Annotated in this window: 20 protein-coding genes; 9 read left to right on the top strand and 11 right to left on the bottom strand. The window is 64.1% G+C overall.

The annotated features are described in order from the left end of the window. Positions 1-64 precede the first annotated feature (64 nt). A complete protein-coding gene (locus ACQ5BL_RS05715; protein ID WP_207883315.1) occupies positions 65-1,114 on the bottom strand; it encodes a Rieske 2Fe-2S domain-containing protein in 1,050 nt (349 codons plus the stop codon). Between the two features lie 165 nt (positions 1,115-1,279). Between ACQ5BL_RS05715 and ACQ5BL_RS05720 the strand changes: the two genes are divergently transcribed. Genes ACQ5BL_RS05720 through ACQ5BL_RS05750 form a run of 7 tightly spaced genes read left to right on the top strand, consistent with a single transcriptional unit; the run spans position 1,280 to position 7,328 of the window. Continuing rightward, positions 1,280-1,624, top strand: a complete 345-nt coding sequence (locus ACQ5BL_RS05720) for a hypothetical protein (RefSeq protein WP_243804752.1) — start codon at positions 1,280-1,282, stop codon at positions 1,622-1,624. Then, entirely contained in the window at positions 1,614-2,249 is a 636-nt protein-coding gene (locus tag ACQ5BL_RS05725; RefSeq protein ID WP_243804751.1) for a Dabb family protein, read from the top strand. Before ACQ5BL_RS05720 ends, ACQ5BL_RS05725 begins: the two co-directional genes overlap by 11 nt. Further along, on the top strand, positions 2,249-3,226 hold the full coding sequence (locus tag ACQ5BL_RS05730; protein WP_243804750.1) for an NADP-dependent oxidoreductase: 978 nt from the start codon (positions 2,249-2,251) through the stop codon (positions 3,224-3,226). The genes ACQ5BL_RS05725 and ACQ5BL_RS05730 overlap by 1 nt, the downstream gene beginning before the upstream one ends. A 15-nt stretch (positions 3,227-3,241) precedes the next feature. After that, entirely contained in the window at positions 3,242-4,057 is an 816-nt protein-coding gene (locus ACQ5BL_RS05735; RefSeq protein ID WP_243804749.1) for an SDR family NAD(P)-dependent oxidoreductase, read from the top strand. A gap of 11 nt (positions 4,058-4,068) precedes the next feature. After that, entirely contained in the window at positions 4,069-4,983 is a 915-nt protein-coding gene (locus ACQ5BL_RS05740) for an alpha/beta hydrolase (RefSeq protein ID WP_243804748.1), read from the top strand. A gap of 10 nt (positions 4,984-4,993) precedes the next feature. Then, entirely contained in the window at positions 4,994-6,100 is a 1,107-nt protein-coding gene (locus tag ACQ5BL_RS05745; RefSeq protein ID WP_243804747.1) for a 3,4-dihydroxy-2-butanone-4-phosphate synthase, read from the top strand. Position 6,101: 1 nt separating this feature from the next. Beyond that, the gene (locus tag ACQ5BL_RS05750) at positions 6,102-7,328 is read left to right on the top strand and encodes an NADH:flavin oxidoreductase (RefSeq protein ID WP_243804746.1); all 1,227 of its coding nucleotides are present in this window, start codon (positions 6,102-6,104) and stop codon (positions 7,326-7,328) included. A gap of 162 nt (positions 7,329-7,490) precedes the next feature. Here ACQ5BL_RS05750 and ACQ5BL_RS05755 read toward each other — a convergent pair whose 3' ends face one another. The 8 genes from ACQ5BL_RS05755 to ACQ5BL_RS05790 all read right to left on the bottom strand — a co-directional run bounded on the left by ACQ5BL_RS05755 (position 7,491) and on the right by ACQ5BL_RS05790 (position 18,683). Next, positions 7,491-7,736: an XAC2610-related protein gene (locus tag ACQ5BL_RS05755; protein WP_430292875.1), complete on the bottom strand. Its 246-nt coding sequence runs from the start codon at positions 7,734-7,736 to the stop codon at positions 7,491-7,493. 489 nt (positions 7,737-8,225) lie between these two features. Then, entirely contained in the window at positions 8,226-8,948 is a 723-nt protein-coding gene (locus ACQ5BL_RS05760; RefSeq protein WP_243804745.1) for a hypothetical protein, read from the bottom strand. 12 nt (positions 8,949-8,960) lie between these two features. Beyond that, entirely contained in the window at positions 8,961-10,265 is a 1,305-nt protein-coding gene (locus ACQ5BL_RS05765) for a hypothetical protein (RefSeq protein WP_243804744.1), read from the bottom strand. Then, entirely contained in the window at positions 10,262-10,678 is a 417-nt protein-coding gene (locus tag ACQ5BL_RS05770; protein ID WP_430292855.1) for a hypothetical protein, read from the bottom strand. Before ACQ5BL_RS05770 ends, ACQ5BL_RS05765 begins: the two co-directional genes overlap by 4 nt. Continuing rightward, a complete protein-coding gene (locus ACQ5BL_RS05775; RefSeq protein WP_243804742.1) occupies positions 10,663-13,230 on the bottom strand; it encodes a type VI secretion system Vgr family protein in 2,568 nt (855 codons plus the stop codon). Before ACQ5BL_RS05775 ends, ACQ5BL_RS05770 begins: the two co-directional genes overlap by 16 nt. Before the next feature lie 343 nt (positions 13,231-13,573). Then, positions 13,574-15,484: a tyrosine-protein phosphatase gene (locus ACQ5BL_RS05780; protein WP_243804741.1), complete on the bottom strand. Its 1,911-nt coding sequence runs from the start codon at positions 15,482-15,484 to the stop codon at positions 13,574-13,576. A 168-nt stretch (positions 15,485-15,652) separates the two neighbouring features. Then, complete coding sequence (locus ACQ5BL_RS05785; protein WP_243804740.1) at positions 15,653-17,032, bottom strand: DUF1329 domain-containing protein; 1,380 nt, start codon at positions 17,030-17,032, stop codon at positions 15,653-15,655. A 25-nt stretch (positions 17,033-17,057) separates the two neighbouring features. Beyond that, a complete protein-coding gene (locus tag ACQ5BL_RS05790) occupies positions 17,058-18,683 on the bottom strand; it encodes a DUF1302 domain-containing protein (protein ID WP_243804739.1) in 1,626 nt (541 codons plus the stop codon). Between the two features lie 243 nt (positions 18,684-18,926). Here ACQ5BL_RS05790 and ACQ5BL_RS05795 point away from each other — a divergent pair, with 243 nt between their 5' ends. Together ACQ5BL_RS05795 and ACQ5BL_RS05800 are read left to right on the top strand one after the other, a co-directional pair. Next, entirely contained in the window at positions 18,927-20,690 is a 1,764-nt protein-coding gene (locus ACQ5BL_RS05795) for an FAD-dependent oxidoreductase (RefSeq protein WP_243804738.1), read from the top strand. Further along, the gene (locus ACQ5BL_RS05800) at positions 20,683-21,561 is read left to right on the top strand and encodes an SDR family NAD(P)-dependent oxidoreductase (RefSeq protein ID WP_243804737.1); all 879 of its coding nucleotides are present in this window, start codon (positions 20,683-20,685) and stop codon (positions 21,559-21,561) included. The genes ACQ5BL_RS05795 and ACQ5BL_RS05800 overlap by 8 nt, the downstream gene beginning before the upstream one ends. Positions 21,562-21,631: 70 nt before the next feature. On the opposite strand, the gene ACQ5BL_RS05805 is transcribed toward ACQ5BL_RS05800, so the two are convergent. After that, complete coding sequence (locus ACQ5BL_RS05805; RefSeq protein WP_243804736.1) at positions 21,632-22,696, bottom strand: ornithine cyclodeaminase; 1,065 nt, start codon at positions 22,694-22,696, stop codon at positions 21,632-21,634. 297 nt (positions 22,697-22,993) lie between these two features. Next, the gene (locus ACQ5BL_RS05810; protein WP_207883343.1) at positions 22,994-23,482 is read right to left on the bottom strand and encodes an Lrp/AsnC family transcriptional regulator; all 489 of its coding nucleotides are present in this window, start codon (positions 23,480-23,482) and stop codon (positions 22,994-22,996) included. Positions 23,483-23,496: the final 14 nt, after the last annotated feature.

The following is a 23,496-nucleotide window of genomic DNA, read 5'->3' on the forward strand; positions in this document are numbered from 1 at the left end:
CGACGAGATTAGTCAGCGTTTTCCGCAAAAGGCAATCCGTCCTTCAAGGCAGGGGACGGGTGGTTCAGGCCGGTTCGGCCTGCGCCGCGCACACGATGAAATCCTTGCGCTCGGACAGGTTCGCCGGCAGGTCGGCCACGTTGGTGTAGAACTGCTCGTACCACTTGCGCAGCTGGTACACCGGGCCGTCGCCATCGCACAGCAGCGGGTTGTCGACGCGGGTCTTGGTGTGCCAGATCGCCACGTCCTCGTAGAACGCCAGGCGCGCCTGCTCCACGTAGGCCTGGGCCATGGCGCGGTTTTCCTCGGCGGACAGCCCCGGCACCTTCTTCACCAGCACGCCGTAGCGCAGGGTGAAGCTGTTGTGGTCGATCGGCACGTGGCAGTTGAGCAGGATCGAATGGATCGGCTGGCCGCCCATGGCGCCGGTCATCTCGGTGATCTGGTAGGCCGGGCCGTAGTAGGTGGCCACGGTGGTCAGCTCGCTATCGCCGGACAGGCGGGCACTGCGGCCGCGCATCACCTGGGTGGCGGTATGCGCCTCGAAGTGGTTGCTGAACTCGTCGATGGGCGCGCCGTGGACGCTCTTGAAGTGCGCCATGTCGGAGACGTTGTCCACCAGCTCGCGGCAGTTGGTGTCGATCTTGATATCGGCCATTTCCCATTCGGCCCACGCGTCGTCATAGCAGGCGTCGATGCGCGGGATGGCTTGTTCGGCGATCGGCGGGTTGCCTTCCGGGTCGTTCCAGACGAACAGCAGTTGGTTCTGTTCCATCACCGGCCACGACTTGATCTTCGCCCGCGGCGGAATGCGCTTGGCGTAGGGGATGTCGTCGCACACGCCGTCGGCGCCCCAGCGCCATTCGTGGAACGGGCAGCGCAGGCTGTTGCCTTCCACGCAGCCTTCGCTCAGGTCAGCGCCCATGTGCGGGCAATAGCCGTCGAGGATGTTCAGCTGGCCATCTTCGCCCTGGAACGCCACCAGGCGGGTGCCGAAGACATCCAGGCGGTGCGCCTTGCCATCGCGGTACTGGCTGGCCAGACCCAGGCAGTGCCAGCCGCGCGCGTAGCGGTCTTCGATGGGGCGGGCTTCGATTCGGTGCAGCGTGCTCATCTTGTTGTTCTCCCGTCGGGTGCCGCAGGCAGAGTGTGGGGGGCGGCAAGGGCCTGGTTGGATTCTGCAATCCAGAGCGGTGACGGCATCGTCTGAATGGACGATGGCCCGGGAGGAGGGGATCGATTTACTGGCCCACACAACAACAAGACGCGGGAATTCGCGATGATCCGCATACTCGATGAAATCATCCTCGATGCCGAGCACATCGATACGGTGATGCAAAACCTGGCAGAGCTCTATCTGCCGTCCTGCGCCGAGCGCGGCCTGAGCCTGGAACAGCGCTGGGTGTCGCCGCCGGTGGCGGTACCGGGGCAACCCAATACCCTCTGGCTGCTCTGGCAGGTGCCGGATGTCTGGGGCTACTACGGCATGCGCAGCCGCCTGGGCGCGCAGGCCATGCAGTTCTGGGCGCAGGTGGATGGCCTGTGCCTGAGCCGCCGGCGCCATGTGCTGGGCGATCCCGGCCAGCCGCTGGAGCGCCAGGGAGGGCTGAGCCATGTGGGCTGAAAGCGTACAGCTCGACCTCGTCCCCGGCGCCAACCCTTCGGATCTCGACGCCGTGCTGCGTGAGCGTGTCGGTGACCTGCCGGGCTTCCGGCACCTGGCCCTGGGCGCCAACCTGCCCGGCTGCTGGGGCGCCTCGGACTGCACCCTCGACCTGATCTTCGAGCAGAACCCCGGCGACGTCCTGGCCGAGCGCCTGGCGCACGTACCCGGCGCGGCCCGCCTGGAACGCCATGCCTACCGTCGCATCGGCGGTGGCCTGCGCGATCCGCAACTGACCGGCGGCATCTGGCGCACCCTGCTGCTGCACGTCAGGGCCGATGCCACCCCTGACCAGCGCGAGGCGCTGGTGCGCGAGACGCTGCTGATGCCGGCGTACATACGGGGCATCCGCAACTGGCAGCTCTCCGAAGTCATCGGCGACAGCCGCTGGAGCTACGTCTGGCAGCAGGAATTCGCCGAGCTGGGCGACCTGCAGGGCGAATACCTGGCGCATCCCTTTCACTGGGGCTGGGTCGATCGCTGGTTCGACCCGGAATTCCCCGAATGGCTGGTCGACTCCATCTCCCACGCCTATTGCCCCTTCGACAGCAGCCTGCTGAGCCTGACCCAACGGAGTGCCTCCTGATGCGCGCAGTGATCATCCAAGGTGTCGGCGGCGCCGAAGTGCTGCAGCTGGCCGAGGTCGAAACGCCGCGTCCCGGCCCCGGCGAAGTGCTGGTGCGGGTGCGCTATGCCGGCGTCAACCCGGCCGACTGGAAATGCCGCGAGGGCTATCTCGCCGGCTTCTTCGAATACCGCTTCCCGCTGGTGCTGGGCTTCGATCTGTCCGGCACGGTGGCCGAAGTAGGCGAGGGCGTGGACGACCTGCCGGTCGGCACCCCGGTGTTCGCCCAGAGCGACATCGGCGCCGGCAAGTGGGGCGCCTACGCGGAATACGCCTGCGTCTCCCGTGCCTCCGTGGTGCGCATGCCGCAATCGCTGGACTTCGCCGCCGCCGCTGCGGTGCCGACCCCGGCCCTGGCCGCCTGGGCCGGGCTGTTCGACGAGGGTGGCCTGCAAGCCGGCCAGCGCCTGCTGGTGCATGGCGGCGGCAGCGCGGTGGGCGGTTTCGCCATCCAGCTCGCCCGGCATGCCGGCGCACGGGTCGCCACTACCTGCAGCGGCGATAACCGCGAGCACGTTACCGCCCTGGGCGCCGAGTGCGCCATCGACTACCGCCGCGACGACATCGGCGCGGTGCTGCGCGACTGGTCTGCCGACGGCGTCGACCTGGTCCTCGACTGCATCGGCGGCGGCAGCCTGCCGGACCCGCTGGGGCTGCTGCGCAAGGGCGGCATCCTGGTGTCGATCCTCACCCTGGCGCCGGGCGACGGCGCGCCGGACATGGCCGCCGCAGAGCGTCTGGGCGTACGCATGGCAGTGGCCTACAGCCGCATGCCCAGCGGCGCCACCCTGCAGCGCGTGGCCGACCTGCTGGCCAATGGCACGCTGGTGCCGCCGCGCCTGGAACAGTTGCCGCTGGCCGACGTGGCCGTGGCCCATACCCGCCTGCAACAGGGCGCGGCCCGTACCAAGCAGGTCCTGCTGGTGACGGCGGACTGAAAAAGAGGAATGACCATGAGCGTTCGACAAGGCCAGGTGGCCGTGATCACCGGTGCCGCCAGCGGCATCGGCCGGGGCCTGGCGGAACATGCGGCGAAACGGGGCCTGCGCCTGGTGTTGGCCGACCGCGACCAGGCCGGTCTCGATGACCTGGCCGAGCAACTGCGCGCCGGCGGCAGCGAGGTGCTGGCGCGGGTGACCGACGTGGCCAATGAAGCGGACCTTGCGGCCCTGCGCGACGCCGCGCTGGCGCGGTTCGGCGGTGTCGATCTGCTGTTCAACAACGCCGGCGTGATGCAGACCGGCGCCAGCTGGGAACTGAGCGCGGCGCAGTGGCAGCGCATGATCGACATCAACCTGGTGGGCGTGATCAACGGCCTGCGGGTCTTCATGCCGACCCTGCTGGCCCAGGGTCGCCCGGCCCACGTGATCAATACTGCGTCTCTCGCCGGCCTGCTCACCAGCCCATTCCTGGCCGCCTACACGGTGACCAAGCAGGCGCTGGTGGCGCTCTCCGAAGTGCTGCACCACGAGATGGTCGCCCTCAACGCGCCGATCGGCGTCTCGGTGCTCTGCCCGGGGCCGGTGGCCAGCCGCATCATGGCCTCCGACCAGGCGGGCGAGGGCGCCGGCGCCGCGCTGGGCGCGCTGCTGGAGCAAAGCATTCGCCAGGGCATGTCGGCGGACGAACTGGCCTCAGTGGTGTTCCAGGCGATCGACGAGAAGCGCTTCTGGATCCTGCCGCACCCGGACTTCAAGCCTGCGCTGCAGGCCCGCACGCAAAGCATCCTCGACGAGACCAACCCGGTCTTCCTGATGGCCGACGTATAAAAGGAGTGACCATGGCCCTCGATCCCCATATGCAGGCGCTGCTCGAACAGTTCGCCGGCGCCTTCGCCCTCGACTTCGACACCCTCGACGCCCCCACCTACCGCAGCTTCGCCGACCAGGGCCTGCCGGGCGAACCCGTTGCCCTGGCCGAGGTGCGCGACCTTTGCCTGGCCGATGGGCTGCCGGCGCGGCTGTATCGCCCGAGCGCCGAAGCCGGCCTGCCGCTGCTGGTGTTCTTCCATGGCGGCGGCTTCGTCGCCGGCACTATCGACACCCATGACGACCTCTGCCGTCGCCTGGCCCAGGCCACTGGCGCTGCCGTGGCGTCGGTGGGCTACCGGCTGGCGCCGGAAACCCGCTTCCCGGGGCCGGCGGAAGACTGCTACCGCGCCACCTGCGAACTGGTCGAGCGTGCCGCCGAACTGGGCGCCGACGGCTCGCGCCTGGCCCTGGCCGGCGACAGCGCCGGCGGCAACCTGGCCATCGCCGCCGCACGCCTGCTCGCCCAGCGCGGCGGGCCGCGCCCGAGCGCGCTGTGCCTGTTCTACCCGGTGACCGACCAGAGTTGCGGCACCGCCTCCTACCGCGAATTCGCCAAGGGCCACTTCCTCGAAGCCTCGATGATGCATTGGTTCTGGCGCCAGTACCTCGGCCAGTGGCCCGCGCCGCTGGATGTGCTGGCCTCGCCGCTGCACGCCACCGACCTTGGCAGCCTGCCGCCGACCCTGCTGCTGAGCGCCGAATACGACCCGCTGCGCGACGAGGGCGAAGCCTTCGCCGAGCGCGCCCGCGCCGCTGGCGCCGAGGTCGCCCTGGTGCGCGCCGAGGGCATGATCCACGGCTTCGCCAGCTTCGCGCCCTTCGCCCCCCGCGCCGCCGCCTACCTCGCGGAAGCGGCGGGATGGCTGCGTGGCAACCTGGCCTGAGGAGACGGACATGACGCTGGACAGTCCGCTGCACCTGATCGAAGCCCTGCGTCGCGGCCAGCCGGTGGTACTGGTCGACGGCGAGGATGACGGCGGCGATGGCATGCTGCTGCAGGCCGCCGAGTTCATCGACGACGCCGCGCTGAACTTCTTCGCCCGCGAGGCGCGCGGGCTGATCTGCCTGGCGCTGACCGACGCGCGCTGCCAGGAACTTGGCCTCAAGCCGATGACCGACAGCCCGCGCGGCGAAGGCAAGGGCTTCATGGTCTCCATCGAGGCCGCGCAAGGCATCAGCACCGGCATCTCCGCTGCCGACCGCGCGCGCACCGTGCAGGTCGCGACGAATCCGGCCAGCGGCCCGGCGGACCTGGTCAGCCCCGGCCATATCTTCCCGCTGCGCGCCTTGCCCGGCGGAGTGATGAGCCGCGCCGGCCATGCCGAAGCGGCCTGCGACCTGGCCCGCCTGGCCGGCTTGCAGCCGGCGGCGCTGATCGCCGGCATCCTCGACGAGGAGGGCGAGAACGCCCGTGGCGAAACCCTGCGCGCCTTTGCCCAGCGCCATGACCTGCGCATGGGCGGCATCGCCGAGCTGATCCACCACCGCATCCTCCACGAAGGCACCATCGCCCGCAGCGGCGAATACCGCATCGACACCCGCCACGGCCCGTTCCAGGTGTACGCCTACCACGACGCCTTCAAGGACGTGGTGCACCTGGCCCTGGTGCGCGGCGAAGTGAACCCGGCGCAGCCGGTGCTGGTGCGCGTGCAGGCGGTGGAAACCTTCCGCGACCTGCTGGCCGGCGAGCCGCCGCGCGGGCCGCAGCAATGGAGCCTGGACCGTTCCCTGGCGCGCATCGCCGCCGAAGGCTGCGGCGTGCTGGTCCTCTTGGCGCAGCAGGAAAGCGCTGCCGCCATACTCGACCAGCTGAGCCACGGCCTGCACCTGCAGGCGCCGAATTTCCCCCAGCGTACCCTGGGCGTCGGCGCGCAGATCTTGCGCGACCTGGGCGTGCACCAGATGCGCCTGATGAGCTTCCCGGCGCCCTACAAGGCGGTGTCCGGCTTCGACCTGGAGGTCGTCGAGTTCGTCCCCTTCACCCCGGCCCAGGAGGCTTGAGATGACCCCGCAAGACGCGCTGGACAAGGTATTCGCACCCGCCCAACTGGCCGGCCTGACCCTGCGCAACCGGGTGATCAAGACCGCCACCTTCGAGGGCATGTGCCCGGGCGGCATGCCCAGTGAGGACCTGGTTGCGCACCACGCGCGCATGGCCCGTGGCGGCGTTGCCCTGAGCACCGTGGCCTACTGCGGCGTCTCGCCGGACGGCCTGACCTTCCCCGACCAGATGTGGATGCACGAAGGCGTCTTCGCCAAGCTGAGCGAACTGGCCGGTGCGGTACACCGCGAGGGCGGGGCGGTATCGGCGCAACTGGCCCACTGTGGCTTCTTCAGCCGCAACCGCCCGCAGAACATCCCGCGCCCGCTCGGCCCCAGCGCCTGCATCAACCAGTACGGCCTGTTCTCCGGCGTGCCCTTCGCTGGCGCCATGGGCGACGCGGACATCCGCAAGACCCTCGACGAATACCGCAACGCGGCGGCCTTCGTGAAACGCGCCGGCTTCGATGCCATCGAAATCCACATGGGCCACGGCTACCTGCTCAGCCAGTTCATCTCCCCGGCCACCAACAAGCGCACCGACGCCTACGGCGGCTCGCTGGACAACCGCCTGCGCCTGCCCCTGGAAGTGCTGGCGGCGGTGCGCGAGGCGGTGGGCGACGACTTCCCGATCCTGGCCAAGCTCAACCTCAGCGACGGCTTCGCCGGCGGCCTGGAGATCGACGAATCCTGCCGCGCCGCCCAGCGCCTGGCCGAGCACGGCCTGAACGCCCTGGTCATGAGCGGCGGCTTCACCAGCCGCTCACCGATGTACCTGTTCCGTGGCGAAAGCCCACTGCAGCAGATGATCCCGCTGGAGCCCAACCCGCTGCAGCGCACCGCGATGAAATGGTTCGGCGGCCGCCTGTTTGCCAGCTCGCCTTACGCCGAAATGTACTTCCTCGACCAGGCCCGCCGCGTACGCCAGGCCACCGACATGCCGCTGGTGTACCTGGGCGGCGTGAGCACCCGCGACAGCCTGCAACGCGCCATGAGCGAAGGCTTCGACTTCGTCGCCATGGGCCGCGCCCTGCTGCGCGACCCGGACCTGGTGCGCAACATCCAGCAGCAGGCCGGGCGCTACGAGAACGGCTGCAACCACTGCAACCAGTGCGTGGCGACCATGGGGCTGCCGGGTGGCATCCGCTGCGTGCTGAACCGGCCGGAGAGTTTTGCGGCGGTTCGGTGATTCGTAGTCGCGGCATCAAGAAAAACGGCCTGCACCGGAAGATGCAGGCCGTTTTCTTTTGTATCGCACTCACAACAGGAGCAAAGGGACAGATGTGTTTCTACTCTAAATCTCGTTGGCGGGGCAGGGTTAGAGTAAAGGAAATAAATCTGTCCCCTTTTCTTATAATTTTGTGTGGCAGATCTTTGGGGTGTTGTCTTCAAAAATCGTACTTGTGATTGTCTTTGTTTTTTTGTCTATGTTTGCGTTTATAAATTCATCTCCGCACTTTGAGTGCACTTCCGAGAAGGTATTTGATTTCTGGTTATATATGAATATTCTATATATGTCGTATGTGCCATTTCCGTCATCAGAATGCCATATTGAGAAGTCTAAATTTTTATCGAAATTATAGTCGGCTATTTCCATATTTAATGGTTTTTCCGTGTCAAATTCTATTTTTCTCTTTAAGTTTACTTTGTTTGAGATTTCAACTGCATTGCCTTTTATTTTTACAGTGAATTTGCTGTTGTCTGATGGAGAGAAAACGACGTTTTCTGCGTGCAAGGCCGGCGAGAGAAGTAGAACCAATGTTGGGGCAACGTTTTTTTTTGAGGGTCATATTTGTCCGGGCTCTCCGCGGTTGACGATGGACTGGCTCAGGAGTGGAGTTTGGAAAATAAATCTGTCCCCTTTTTTCTTTTTTTAATTCTATTTTCTTTTCCAGCGTGTCTCCGTTGATTATCTCTACTTCGTTATTACTTATTATTATCGTGACCTTGCTGTCGCCTGACGGGAAGAAGATCAGTGATCTCTGCTTTGGTAGAGGTGCAGATAAGCAAAGCAAGGATAGAGGTTGTCAATAATTTTGGTTTTATTGATATTTTTTGATGCTGATGGAAGGACAGATGAACAATGCTAATTCTCGCAATATAGCCTGCATCCCTCTCCTGGACTTGGGAATGGTGATTTAGGCTCGTCGAAGTACTGTATTATCCAGTAGAAGTACGGCTCTTTTATTCCTTGGAATCCTGGGTAAGTGAAGTATTTTGATTTTTCTCCCCTAAAGCTAATTGCATTGTCGCAGTCACCGTCCAGCCAAAATCTATCCATGTTAAATTCTTTTTCTTCCTTGGCAGGTCGGACAGGACAAAAATTGCCGTTACTTCCTTTGATTAGGCCGTTTGGATAAGTGGAGCTCCAAGCGTTTTCACTTTCATTGCGATCGTTGCTAATGATGTTAAATATGGTCGCTCCAATCCACAGCGGACGACCATTTATCAGGACCTGTCCCAAATATTTCGATGTTCTTCCTGTTGCGTCCTTTTCTACCTGGTAGTCCCCGTCGTAAAGCACATTGCCATCTTCATCAAATTCATATAATTCATCAGATACGCCAATGTATAAGGCTCTGACGGGCCAGGGTTTGGGGGGGGGGAATGCGATGTTCAGTGGCTCGCCTTTGGATAGAGATTTGAAGATGTTTTGCGTTGCTATGGTTTTTTTTGGTGGGGCTGGATATTGGTACCAAGTTCCCATTTCTTCGCTATAGAATCCCTCGTTGGTCTCAGTTTTCCTTTCGGCTAGTGAAGCTTGCGACATGCAGAGTAGGGTGAGTAATGTGAGAAATTTAAATTTCATTTTAATGAGTTTCTATGGTGCGCTCATGTGTAGATGGTGTTTATGTACATCATCGGTTTTTATGAATATCGTATTTCCTACAAGGCCAACTTGGTTGTAGGTGAGTTGCCAAGGTCCTCCGAGCCATCCGAGGTCTCCGGCCATTTTATGCTCTGCAAGATACGTATGTACCGCTAAGGAGAAATCCCGCTTTCTGATGCTGTTTACAGAGGTTGCTGGGGGATTTCCGAGAGGGTTAGAGTCCGGGTCAGTGTTGCGATGGAAATGTATTGTTACTTCGGCTTCTCCACCCGTTTGAGTAGTCACGCGCGTTCGGAAGTGAGTGATATCTAATGATGCGGCATAGCGATGAAGAGATGAGCCGAAATGTGGTCGCCAAGCTCCGGTCGAACGCGCATAGTGGATGTCCAGCTCCTCCATCAATTCTAATAATAGTTCCAGCGTTCTAGGATAGGTGCGCCGCAAGGTTTCTCCGGCAGTCATCATTAGCGATGGCTGACCATTGTTTGACAAGAATGTTCTGGTGCTGCGCCCCCCGTTGGTTGATTGCGGGTCAAATATTATGGTTCTTGTGCCATTTTCTATCGAGGCTGTAAGCGCGTGTTGTGGGGATTCCTGGAGTTGCTCTTGGTAAATCTCTTCTAGTATTTCTCTAAATGCGCTGTTCGCTATTAGTGGATGATGAGAGCCATAGGCTCGGCTAGAGTCCGACCACAACTGGCGAGTCATTATGTAATCACCCAGATTTAGGGCGGAATTCTGCTGTGTGTGCGTCTGAGTCAAGTTTTGCTGAGACCCCGCTGGAGGATATTCTAATGCGTCTCTATTTAGGTCGTTTGGATGTTGTTGGATTATTGTGTGGTTTTCAGCAGAAGCACCAGCGGTCACCGATACGGCAAGCCAAGGCTGCACGGAGTGCTCACTATCTATTGCAGTGCTGAGAGCGTGGAACGGAATTTCGTATGGATCGCCAATTTCGGAGTCAAAAGACGGCTCTTTTATATAGGCGCGGTATCTGCCTGGCCCGTTTATTTTGAGAGTCAGCAAGGTTGCAGGCGGTGTATGAGTTACCGATTGGCCAGTAGTGCCCGTAGAAATGATAATCCAAACTCCTTCCTGGTCATCTGACTCTTTGAGCCACACATAAGGGATTGAGCTTGCCGCGCGTTGAGTGATAGTCCCATTCTCCTCGTGTTGGTTCATCGATAAATATATCTTTATCCAATGCGTGGTCGGAATGACATACGTATTTACCTGTGGTTCGCCTAGTTGTTGGGAAGAGTCTATGGCCTGTGGTTGATTGGTGATTTCGTTCATTTGATACCTTCAGAGCGGTCAAGGGACATCAGGAAAGGAAAGGCGATTGAGTTGGCCTCAACATTGATCTGCTTTTGCTTTCCATCCTCCAGCTTGAACTCGCCAATGCGTTTCCAACTGCCATCATCTCGGCAGATATCCAGAGCAATGGGTTGGCCGATCTGGTCTTCGGGGACTAGCCATATCATTTTGTAGGAGTGGCGCTTGGCCGTTTCTTTGCTCAACAGCCCTATTGAAAAACCTTCCGCGTCGGATTTGCCTCGGATGATCTTTCCGGAACGTAGAGTGAATCGATATCCCAAGCCAGCGATTGGGGTGCCGATTGAACTGAAATGGATATGTGCACTGCATGGATGGGCATGCATCTGGTCCTTTCTCCTTGATTCGGCTCCATTGCTCAGCAACAGCCGCATTCATCGTCCGTGGAAAGCTCTACTTCGCTGATCGTCCAGCCACCTTGGCCGATATAGGCGGTTGCATTGGGGCCTTCGTGACTGACAACCTCGATACTTTTCCCGCTTTCATCGGTTACGCCCGATGCCAGAACCAATCCAGATGGACTGACAACTTTGTAGAACCGGTCGGGAATCGGCTTCTTGTGCTGATCAATCAGAGCAAGAACTCCGCGATACTTCCCGCTGCTGATGGGGGGCAGAATTTGTAGCGCTGCGTCGAGATGGGCCGGCCCTCGATGCTCGAAATGCGCCGACTTGATCAGGTGATCGCCCTGGGTGCCGTATTCGATGCCGTGCTGGTCGATCTGGATGTAACTGCCGCCCGCGTTGATGATGATTTTCTTCTTCGCGGTGAAGTGGACTTCGTTCTCGGTGCTGACGATGTCCACGGCCTTGCGGGCGAGCAGCTCCATGCGGTCGTTCTGGGCCTGGACGCTGACCGCGCCCTGGTTGGCGATGAGCTTCATGCCCAGCTTGCGTACGAACAGGCTCAGGCCTTCGCCCACGCCAATGAACAGGCGCTTGACCACGCTGATATCGGCTTCGTGGCCGGCGTTGAGGATCAGGTTGCGCTGGGCGGCCAGTTGCAGGTGATGGCCGCTGGTGAGGGCGATGCCTTGCGGCGCACTGAGCAGCAGCACCGCGGCCTCCAGCTGGTCGACCTGCTCGTTCATGAGCGCGAGCTGCGCCAGCACATCGGCCGGATCGGCCTTGGCCGTTTCGGCATCGGCGGAGAGCTTCTGCATCTCATCGCTGGCCTGTTGCAAGCGGGCGATGGCTTCCTGCATGGCCAGTACCTGGCCTTGCGCACCCGGCTGTACATCGGCGCTGATGAACACACCTTTACCTGCCCGAACCGAGCCCCAGCCATCGGTACGCAGCTCGAAGCCTTCGCCACGTTTCTGCTTCTGCGCATCCACCAGGTGCCCGAGGTTCAGCTGGCTCTTGCCGCTGTATTCGGTGCTGAGCTTGATGTGCTCCTGACCGCGCGTGTCATCCATCCGCAGCTTGTTGTTAGCCGGGGTGCGCAGGACGTTGCGCTTGTAGTTCTGGATCGTGACGTGGTCGGAGTGCAGGTTGTCGTGCAGGGCGTGGGCAATGAACGGGCGGTCCGGGTCGCCCTGTTCGAAAGCGATGGCCACTTCGGTGCCGGCCAACAGGGGCAGGTGCAGGCCGTAGGTGTCGCCGGCATAGGGGCGTGCCAGGCGTAGCCACATGCTCTCGCGGCCGGCAGGCCAGGTATTGCGGTCGAAGAGGAAGTTGACGCGGTAGCGGCCTTCGCCGTCGATATGGCCGCAGGGATCGTTCTGTTGCGGGCTGGTGACGCGGGCGGGGATGGTGCCGGCGATCACCGGTTTGGCCGGTACGTCAGGGCGGAAGCAGATGTGTTCGGCGTAGGGGATGGCTTCGAATTGCACCTCGTAGCTGCGGTCGCGGGCGGCACTGCTGTACAGGCGGACGATCACCGCGCCGGGAGTAAAGGCTTGCGGGGCGCCGTCGATCTTCAGCTCCTGGCCGGGGGCGAGAACCGGGCTGCTGGTGCGGCCGGTCAGGCGGGTGCGTTGGTTGAGGTAGCGCTCGTGGGCGAGGCGGGCGTAGAAGTAGCCGCTTTCGCTTTGCAGGTCTTCGTCCTGGGCGTAGGCATCGCCAAGTTTCTGGTGTGGTTCGCCGTAGTGGTAGGCGTCGCCGTAGGTGGTTGCCGGCGATTGGATCAGGTCGGCGGAGGCGTCCAGTTGTGCGCCGGCTTCGCGATGGTAGTAGGCGCGGTTGCTGACCTGTTGCGGCACGATCCTGTGGCTGGCTTGCAGGTCCCAGACGGCGTCCTGGCCGGTGCTTTCCAGGCCGGCCAGCGGGCGGAGCGGCAGCAGTGGTGCGGGCAGGTAGTGGCGCTGGTCGTCGTGCAGCTCCACCACGTCGATTTTTAGCCGTGCGTCCATGCTGAAGCGGTACCAGATGCCGACTTCGGCCAGCAGGCGCTGGATGAAGGCGAGGTCATCCTCGCCGTACTGCATGACCTGCTCGCGGTCGGGGTAGTCGCGGGTCAGTTCGAAGAGGAAGTCCTGGCCGCGCAGCCCATGGTGGCGCAGCACCTGCTCGACGATCTCCGGCACGCTCTGGTTCTGGAAGATGCGGTACTGGCAGCCGCGGGCGAGCAGCTTCAGGCGCGGCTCCAGAGTGACCTCGTAGCGCGCTTCGTCGCGGGAGCCGGAGAGGCGTTTGAAGCCGGTGATGACGCCGTGCAGGGTGCGCAGCGGTGCGACAACAGGTGGCGTATAGCCGGGGATGCCCAGTTGCTCGGGCAGTGCGCGTAGGTTGAAGCTGGCGTCCTTGAGCAGCATCTCGCCGGCACTGATATCCCGGCTGATGCTGGTGAATTCGATGCGGTAGGCGAAGGTCTGGCTCAGGGCTTCTTCGCCGGTGAAGGCCAGTACATCCAGTGGTGCTTCGACGCCATGGACGGTGAGGCTGTGGCGGCTATGGTCGAAGAAGGTACGCAGTTCATTGAGCATGGGGCGGCTCCTTCGTTTCGACTCCCGAATGGGTCGACTGCACGGAGCGCATGACTGCGGGTATGAGCGAAGCGGCAGCGATTTTCATGGCGATGCATCCCCGTAGTACGCGACGGCGAAACGGCTCTGGATCGCGTACCTTCGGGGATGCAGCGGCGCGGGGATAGACCGCGAAAGTGGAAACGAAACCTTCCTACTTCATCTACGGAATTTGCGCTCGGGTGCTGACAGAAATGGCTGCTGGTCATCTCTCCGGGCGCTAAAAGAAAACGGCCTGCACCGAACGATGCAGGCCGTTTTGTCTTGCTCCAGAGGCCATACCGGCCCCCGAGGATTACCGCACTTAGAAGTCGACTCCGAAGCTGATAGTGCCGCTCAGGCCATGGCTGTCCGAGCCTTGCAGGCCCTGTGCGTTGGCGCTGACGGTGACCGCGCCGGCGCGGGCGGTGAGGCCGGCGCCGACCTTGAACAGGTCGCGGTCATTGAAGGCCGAGACCTGTTCCACGGCGAAGCCCTGGACCGCCCCCTGGCTCTTCACCTCGGGATTGCCGAAGGCGTGCTCGTAGCCCAGGTTCAGCCCCGGCTCCAGGCTCCAGTCGCCGACGCGGGACTGGCTGAAGCCCAGGTTCAGGCCGCCGACCAGGCTGGTGACGGTCTTGTCGACGGTGTCGACGTCCAGGCCCAGTTCGCTGCCGTGTTCAGTGAAGCTGTCCAGGCGGACCTGGCTGACGCGCACGCCGACGGTCGGCTCCAGCGTCAGGTCGCCGCTGTGGGTGCGGTAGCCGAGGTTGGCCAGGGCACTGAACAGGCTACCCTGGGTGTCGCCCTTGGCGCGGCCCAGGTCGTAGCCGAGGTCGCGGCGGCTGTCGTAGTCGACGTAGCCGGCGTCCAGGCGCAGGTCGGCGTAGGCGCCTTGTTCCAGGCTGTCGAAGGCGTAGCGGCCGCCCAGGGTGATGAAGGTGAGGTCGGCGTCGGCGGAGGCGCCGGCGCTGGCCACGTCGCCGTTGGAGTAGCCAAAGCCCGCGCGGGCGCTGGTCTGGTTGTCGAAGCGGTGGGTCAGGCCGACCAGTACGCCCTGGCTGTGCTCGTTGCTGCTGGAGGCATGGGAGGAGCCGTCGGTGCCGACGTAGCTGGCCAGTGCGCTCATCCACAGCTGGTTCTCGCCTTCGCGCAGGTCGCGGCCACTGGCGTAGGGGGCGATGGCGCTGTCGATCTGCATGGGCTGGCGCAGCAGGTAGCTGGCCGAGTCGGCGTGGATCTGTCCGCCGACGCGCTGTTCCAGGCCGCCCAGGCTGCCGGCGTCGATGGCCGATTGCAGGTAGTAGTTGTAGGCGCTGTAGCGGCCGGACAGGTCGCTGTCCTGCAGGGCGGCGAGCAGGCCGGCGCCGGCCGCGGCGTTGCCGGCGAGCCCCGCCTGGCCGGGCAGGGTGCCGTAGCGCACCATCTTGCCGCGCAGCACGTAAATGGTTTCCTGGTCCAGGCCCAGGCCTTGCTTGAGGTAGTTGTCGACCGAGCCGTAGCTGGCGGTGATCTGGTCGAGGCCGGCCTGCAGGTAGCTTTCTTCCACACCCAGCAACGGCGCATAGACGGCGGCCATTGCCGGCGCGTAGGCGCTGAGCTTGGCCAGGGTGGCGCTGATGCTGCCGGCGCTGTAGCTGTTGGTGGCCAGGTAGTCCTGCATGATGGTGGCCGAGTCGACGCCGGCGATGGACTGCAGCATGGCGGCGGTCCAGCCGGTGCGGTCCTTGCCGGAGGTGCAGTGGAAGATCACCGGGTCTTCGGCGCTGGCCAGTTCCATGAACAGTTCGCGGTAGCGCGCCCGCTGGCCGGCGTCGGTGACGAAGTCGCGGTTCAGGTCGCGCATCCATTCCTTGGCGGCGGCGGGGCTGGTGAGGGGCGGGTACACCTGTTCGCCGCCGATGATGTTGATGTTCTCGTAGCGCGCACCGGCGGGGAGGACGTCCGGTGCCTGGGTGATTTCGCCGGGGGTGCGCAGGTCGAAGATTTCGCCGATCCCCAGTCCTTCGAGGATGGCCTTGTCGTTGCCCTTCAGGGTCAGGGCGTTGGAGCGGTAGAACACGCCGGAACGCATGACGCCGCCGTTTGCGGTGACGTCGGCCTGAGAGGTGCCGGCGACGTCGCGGAAGTTGTCCGCACCGGTGAGGCGCGGGGTATCCAGCGAGAGGTCGAGGGCGAGGGCGGAGGTGTGCGGCAGGCAGAGCAGAGCAGCGGGGATGAGCAGTCGCTTGGCCACGAGGGATGATCCTTATCGAGGGTGGTGGTCATGACGCTGTGCGATGAGCCCGGCGGCTCATGCACGGGTGCGTCATCGTTTCCGGCGCGAACACTACCGCGCCAAAATGAAATTCTCGGGACGAAAAAAAACCGGACGCCCCGGTGAGGGACGTCCGGCCTGGCAGGCTTACTGACCGAGCTTGCGCAGGTTGCTGGCGGTGAAGTAGCTGGCGTCGAAGCGAGCGTCGTTCAGGTGGGCGGTGCCGCCCATGCCGTTGACCAGGCGGTCGACCAGGTAGGAGCCGGCGATCAGGTCGTGGTACACCGCGACGCGGGCGTGGAAGGCCTGGATCTCGTAGGCGTAGACCGAGGTCTGCACGTTGGTGCGCCACAGCTGGCCCTTGGCGTCGTAGTTGTCGGCGAGGGCGGCGGTCCAGCTGTCCTCGTCGAGGTACAGGCGGCGCTTGGCGTAGATGTGGCGGCTGCCCGGACGCAGGGTGCCTTCCAGTACCCACACACGGTGCAGTTCATAGCGCACGGCGTCGGGGTTCAGGTGGCCGTTCTCGGTGAGCAGGGCGTTCAGGTCCTGGTCCGGGTCGTCGAGCTTGTAGTTGTTGTACGGGATGTACATCTCCTGCTTGCCGACCATCTTCCATTCGTAGCGGTCCGGGGCGCCGTTGAACAGGCGGTCCTCGTCCATCACGCGGAAGCCACCGGCACCGTACGGGGTGTCGTAGCCGACGGTGGGAGCGCGGCGCACGCGGCGGGTGCCGGGGATGTACTGCCAGCTCTGGCGGGGCTGGGCCACCGGGTTGCTGAACTCGTTGGTGAGGATGATTTCGCCTTTCTTGCGCACCGGCTCCAGGGTGCTGATCATCGCGTAGGCCTGGATACCGTCGTAGGCCTTGGCGTCGCCGGTGGGGTTATCCCAGGGTGAGAGGATCTGGTAGTGGACCTTCTCGAACACGCGGCTCTGGTTGGACAGGGTCAGGGCCATCAGGTAGGTGGCTTCTTCCTTCCAGGCGCGGCTGGGCAGGTTGTGGTTCCAGATCAGCTCGTAGCCGTTCTTCGGAATCGGGAAGGGCGAGGCGCCGTAGGCGTTGGTGACACCGTAGCCGTCACTGACCAGCTGGGCGTTGGCGGCGTTGTACTTGATGTTGTTTTCCACGGCTTCGGAGTAGCGGAAGTCGCGGTGGCTCGGGTAGACGACCAGCTTGTAGGTCTGAGGATAGCGCTTGAACAGGGCCTTCTGGCCGTCGGACAGCTTGCTCGCGTACTGGTCCATGTTCTGCGCGGTAATGGTGTACAGCGGCTTCTCGTCCGGGTACGGATCGGGACGCTTGTGGCCGGTGCCGTCGAACTTCACCTGGGGCGGCGCGCCGCGCCATTTGCCGGTCCAGGCAGGAATGCTGCCGTCGGCGTTGCCGGCTTTCTCGGCGCCCATCGGGGTCAGGTCCTTGCCCAGGCGGGCGATTTCCTCAGGGCTGGCCTGGGCATGGGCGTTAAGGCTGGCGGCGGCCAGGCCGATGGAGATGAAGAGGGGCAGCAGGCGGGTTTTGCACGTCATTTTCTTGTTCTCCTCGATATCAGGATCAGAAGCTGTATTTCGCGCTGAGCGAGACGTTGTCGCGGTCGGACAGGGCGGTTTCGCTCGGGTTGCCGAGGAACACGTTGTAACGGGCCTCGATGGCGAAGTTGTTCAGGTAGCGCCAGGTGGTGCCGACGCCCAGGCGGTCGTCGCCTTCGCCCAGGCCGAAGCTGCCGGGCATCGACGAGTTGCCGTTGACGGCCTGGCTGAAGATCAGCGGAACGCTGAGGTCCCAGCCGTTGAAGACGTTGTTGTAATCAAGGGTGAGGTTGACGGTGTAACCCCAGGCCGACTTGTCGTAGTACAGGGCGCCGGTGTTGGGGGTCTCGACCATCGCGTAGCCGCCGGTGCCGGTGGGTACGAAGACGTCGAAGCTGGGTGCCTTGTCGTTGCTCAGCACGCGGTTGTAGCCCACCTCGCCGGTCAGGGTGACGTTGTCGGCGAAGGGCTGGTTGCCATAGGAGTGGATGAAGGACATCAACGCTTCCATGGTCTTGGCGCGCACCGGGTGCGGCACCAGGCCGGTATCCACCAGCACCGGCTGACCGTCGCGGTAGCTCAGTTCGCCGCTGACGTTGGTGTCGCCCAGCACGGTGGAGAAGCTCGCGCCGTACAGGTCGATGTCGTCGAAGTAGCGCACCTGGTACTCGGCCTGGTTCCAGTGGCTGAGGAAGTCCAGCTGCGGCGACTTGTCGTGGAAGCGCACGTAGTACAGGCCGAACTCGGTGTTGTTGAGTTGCTCGGCGCTGTAGGTCATCGCCAGGCCGAACTGGCCGGAGTCGTCGGGCTTGTCGTCGCCGATGCGGCGGGTCAGGCCGAAGGCATCGCTGTAGCCGCCACGGTCCATCTGGTCGGTGATGGAGAAGTAGCTGCCGACGCCGTCGATCTCGGTCTTCTCCCACTTGTACTGGTAGTAGGCCTGCACGCCGAGGGCGTCGGTGAGGGCGTACTGGACGAAGGCCTGGCCAACCGGCAGGAACAGTTCCTTGATCTCGATGCCGGGGGTGTTGGCCTTGGTGGCGTCCACCGGGCTCATCGCGCCGGAGATGCCGAAGCCGTTGAACAGGCTTTCACCCCAGCTCACCACCTGGTTGCCGAGGCGCGCGTTGAGCGCGTGGCCGTCCAGGTCCCAGGTGCCGTAGCCGTAGGTGTCGAGCATGCGCACGCCGTCGCCATGCTGGTCGACGGTGTCCTCGGGGAATTCGTCGGCCTTGTTGCAACGGCCGGCGGCGACGCAGTTGGAGGTGCCGGTGGTGTTGTCGTTGCTGTGGTGATAGACGTCGTCGTAGAAGCCGGTGGCGCGGGCGAACAGGCCGAAGTCGTCGCGGAACTTGAAGTCGGCCTCGGTGAGGAAGCTGGCGCGGTTGTTGATCAAGCTGCCGCGATCGAAGGCGTTGTTGCCGTCGTCGATGTTGGCGATCGCCGGGTTGCTGCCACCGTTGGACAGCGCGTGGGCGCGCTTCTCGGTACGCCAGGCGAGGCCGTAGCTGACGGTGGTGTTCCAGTTGACCTTGAGGTCGTCGTTGACATCGAACGACAGTGCCTGGGCCTGGCTGGCCAGGAACAGGCTGGAGGCGCTGATCGCAACGGCAAGGGGCATCGGCTGGAAGGCGATTCTTATTCTTGTCATTTCGTCCTCTGCTCGGGCAGGCACGTTCGTCCAGACCCGGAACTGTGTTGGCGGGAGTGTGGCGGGGCTGACTATGTGGTCACCCGGATTCGTCAACATCGTCCGAAGGGACTAAGCCGGCGGGACGGTGCCGGAGGCCCTCCCGGGCTAGTCCCATCGGACGATGTTCGGCTCATGGGCTGCGCGAAAAATCGCCGAGGATGCGTGGGTCGGACCCACGCCAGCTCCCGGAGAAAACAGCGCATGAACGCAAGGGCGAGCGGCCAGCGGAGCCGCGAGTGGGACCACGAATGCGACGTACTGGTGGTGGGCAGTGGTGCCGGTGGCATGACCGCCGCGCTGCGTGCCCGCGACTTCGGCATGGACGTGCTGGTGGTGGAGAAGAGCGACCGTTACGGCGGCACCTCGGCGGTGTCCGGCGGTGGCATCTGGATTCCCTGCAACCATCGGATCGCCGCCCTCGGCGGCCAGGATTCGGCGCAGGAAGCGATCCGCTACATCCGCACCGTGACCCGGGACCTGGTGACCGACGGCCGTATCGAGGTCTACGTCGAGCACGGCCGGCGCATGGTCGAATACCTGGAGGCGAACAGCCGGGTGCGCTTCGAGGCGCAGCCCGAGTACGCCGACTATTACCCGGAAGTCCCGGGGGGCAAGCCGGGCTTCCGCTCCATGGACCCGCTGCCGTTCGACGCCCGCGAGCTGGGCGAGGAATTCGCGCGGATGCGCGAGCCGTCGCCGGGTACCCTGATGATGGGCCGCGTCGCCATGACCATGAAGGAAGCGCGCGTGCTGCTCTGTCGTGGCCCCGGCTGGGTCGGGCTGACGATGAAGATTCTCTGGCGCTACTGGCGCGACCTGGGCGGACGCCTGAGTTCGAAGCGCGACCGCTTCCTGACCCTGGGCAACGCCCTGGTCGCCGCGCTGCGCCGTTCGCTGCTCGATCGCCAGGTACCGCTATGGCTGGAGGCGCCGCTGCAGGGCCTGATCGAGGAAGACGGCCGGGTGGTGGGCGCCGAACTGCTGCACAAGGGCCGTCCGCTGCGGGTGCACGCCCGCAAGGCGGTGGTCATTGCCGCCGGTGGCTTCGAACGCAACCAGGCGATGCGCAGCCAGTACCATCCACAGCCATCGCAGAGCCAGTGGAGCGCCACGCCGCCGTACAACAGCGGCGATGGCATCCGCGCCGGCCAGGCACTGGGCGCGGCCACCGCGCTTATGGAACATGCCTGGTGGGCACCGACCACCCACGTCGAAGGCGAGGAAAAGCAGCGCGCGCTGTTCGTCGAGCGCACCCTGCCGGGTTGCGTGCTGGTGGACTCCGCCGGCCAGCGCTTCGTCAACGAAGCCGCGCCCTACACCGACATCGTCTACGCCATGTACGGCCATAACACCGAGCAGGCGCGCAGCGTGCCGTGCTGGATGGTGTTCGACGCCGAGTTCCGCCGCAAATACCCCTGCGGCGCCTTGCTGCCGGGCTACGCGCAACCCGACAACCGCCTGCCCAAGCACCTGCACGGCTACTACCACAAGGCCGACAGCATCGCCGAACTGGCCACTGCCATCGGCGTCGACGGCGCGGGCCTGGCCCGCACGCTCGAGCGCTTCAACCGCAATGCGGCGCTGGGCCAGGACCCGGACTTCCACAAGGGCGAGTCGGCCTTCGACCGCTATTACGGCGACCCCACCGTGCTGCCCAACCCGTGCCTGGCGCCGCTGCTCAAGGCGCCGTTCTACGCGGTGCAGATCAACGCCGGCGACATCGGCACCAAGGGCGGCCTGCTCACCGACGTGCATGCCCGCGTGCTGCGCGAAGACGGCAGCGCCATCGACGGTCTGTACGCCATCGGCAACTCCGCCGCCTCGATGATGGGCACCACCTATCCGGGCGCCGGCTCCACCATCGGCCCGGCGATGACCTTCGGGTTCCTCGCTGCCGAGCACATCCAGCAACAGGCCGGGCAGACTCACGCCCGCTCCAGCCAGGAGGCTTCCAACAATGTCTGAACAGGCTCCCCGCATCGCCCTGGTCACCGGCGCCAGCCGTGGCGTCGGCAAGGGCATCGCCGAGGCGCTGGGCGCCGCCGGCATGACCGTCTACGTCACCGGTCGTTCGCTCAAGTCCGGCGCTGCCACGCTGCGCGGCCAGGTGATGCACGGCTCCATCCATGAAACCGCCGCGGCCATCGACGCCGCCGGTGGCAAGGGCATCGCGGTGCAGTGCGACCATGGCGACGACGCGCAGGTGCGCGCGCTGTTCCAGCGCATCGAGGCCGAGCAGGGCCGGCTGGACCTGCTGGTGAACAACGCCACCTTCATCCATGAGCAACTGATCGAGCCCGGCCCGTTCTGGGAGAAGCCGCTGGAGATGGTCGACATCCTCGACATCGGCCTGCGCTCGTCCTACATCGCCAGCTACTACGCCGCGCCGCTGCTGCTGCGCGCGCCGAAAGCGCTGGTGGCCTTCGTCTCCTCGTTCGGCGCCGGCTGCTACATGCACGGCCCGGCCTACGGCGCGCAGAAGGCCGGCGTGGACAAGCTGGCGGCGGACATGGCCATCGACTTCGAGAACAGCGCGGTCGGCGCCGTTTCCCTGTGGCTCGGCCCGCAGCTGACCGAGCGCACCGCCATCGCCGGCCAGGCCAAGTCCGAGCAGTACGAAGCCTTCCTGGCGATGGCCGAGACGCCGCAGTTCAACGGCCGGATCATCCGCGCGCTGCTGGACGATCCGAAGCTTGCGGAGCTTTCCGGGCAGACCCTGGTCAGCGCGGAACTGGCGCTGCGCTACGGCATCAAGGACAGCGACGACCGCCAGCCGCCGTCCTGGCGCGACCAGCTCGGCGGCCCGCGTGTGCAGCACCCGGCGCGGGTGCTCTGAGGCAGTACTGTCCGTGAAGTGAAATAAAAAACGGCCCCTTTCGAGGGGCCGGTTTTTTCATGATGCGGGATCAGGCGATGCGGCGCAGCGCCTTGCGGCCCTTGTTGGTGCGGGTGTGGCGGAACAGGTCCTTGGGATCGTTTTCGTCGTCGTCCGCGCCCCAGGGCACCAGGTCGATACGTTCGCCGAGGTTCAGCCGGGTCGCCTGATCGTTCACGTAGCGCAGCGCGGAGTAGTCTTCCAGGGCGAAGCCGACCGAGTCGAAGATGGTGACCTGCTCGGCGCTGTCGCGCCCCGCGACCTGGCCAGCCAGGACGCGCCAGAGGTCCACCACCGGGAAGTCCGCCGGCATCTGCTGGATCTCGCCCTCGACCCGCGACTGCGGCTCGTACTCGACGAACACTTTGCCGGCGCGCAGCACGTCCGCGTGCAGCTCGGTCTTGCCGGGGCAGTCGCCGCCGACGCCGTTGATGTGCATGCCGGGCTCGATCATTTCCGGGGTGAGGATGGTCGCGTAGGCCTTGTCGGCGGTCACCGTGGTGACGATGTCGGCGCCACGCACCGCCTCGGCGGTGGAGCTGCAGCGGATGACTTTCAGGCTGGGGAATTCCGCCAGGTTGCGGATCAGCTTTTCGGTCGCCAGCGGGTCGATGTCGTAGACGGCGATTTCCTCGATGCCCAGGTGGGCATGGAAGGCCAGCGCCTGGAATTCGCTCTGCGCGCCGTTGCCGATCAGCGCCATGCGCCGGGAGTTCGGCCGTGCCAGGGCGCGGGCCGCCATCAGCGAGGTGGCGCAGGTGCGCAGCGCGGTCGCCACGGTCAGTTCCGACAGCAGCACCGGGTAGCCGGTCTCGACGTCGGCCAGCACGCCGAAGGCCATGACGGTGTAGAGCCCGCGCTGGGTGTTCTGCGGGTGGCCGTTGACGTACTTGAAGGCGTAGCGCACCGGGTCGGACACCGGCATCAGCTCGATGACGCCGATGTCGGAATGGTTGGCGACGCGGGCCGATTTATCGAAGGATTCCCACCGTACGAAGTCCTGCTGGATGGTGTCGGCCAGCTCGCCGATGAAGCGTGCGACTCCGATTTCCTGTACCAGTTGAGACATCGTGGGGACATCGACGAAGCGAGTCATGGCGGGACCTCCAGCTATTTTGATTGGTATTGGAATGACAGCTCTGGCATCCCCGACGCCAATGCTCGCCAGGTCCTTTCGCAGGGTGTCCGCAGTCGGCCGGAGAGGGCGATTGCGCGTCGTGGGATGCCGCCATTCTCCCACCCGGCCTGGCGAAATCCCGGCTGTAATGGCGGGGCGCGCCGACCGATACGGCTGTATTCGTGATCGCGCACAGCCGATTCTGCTGTGCGGGACGCGTGGGTCATGCCGGTGGTTCTGCGCTCGAAAATCAGCGGGAGGCGAGGGGCAGCGGGGTTACCGCGCCGACTCCTTGATGGTGGTCAGTTCGGGGTGGGCGACGAGCTTGTCGATGTGCAGGCTTTCGTCGTTCAGCCAGGTCTCGGTGAGCGCGCGATAGTGCTCCATGTCCCGGCAACGCATGCGTACGCTGTAGTCGAAGGTGCCGCTGATCAGCTGGCAGTGCAGCACTTCCGGGCAGGCAATGACGCAGGCCTCGAAGGCCTTCTGTGCGGTGCGTCCGCTCTGGTTCGACAGCGCAACCAGCACCAGCAGCGAGAGGCCCGAGGCGATCTTCTGTTCGTCGATGACCGCGCCGTAGCCACGGATGATCCCGTGCTTCTCCAGCTTGCGCACGCGCTCCTGGCAGGGGCGCGGGGTGAGATGCACCAGGGAGGAAAGCTTGCCGTAGGTGATGCGGCCCTGGTGGCGAAGAATCCTGATGATCTCTTCGTCGATGCGGTCCAGCGTGAATGACGACGCGGTGTCCTGGTCTTTGGCACTCATGGTTTCTAGCACTG

Source organism: Pseudomonas sp. B1-22, assembly GCF_050474425.1.
Lineage (GTDB): Bacteria > Pseudomonadota > Gammaproteobacteria > Pseudomonadales > Pseudomonadaceae > Pseudomonas.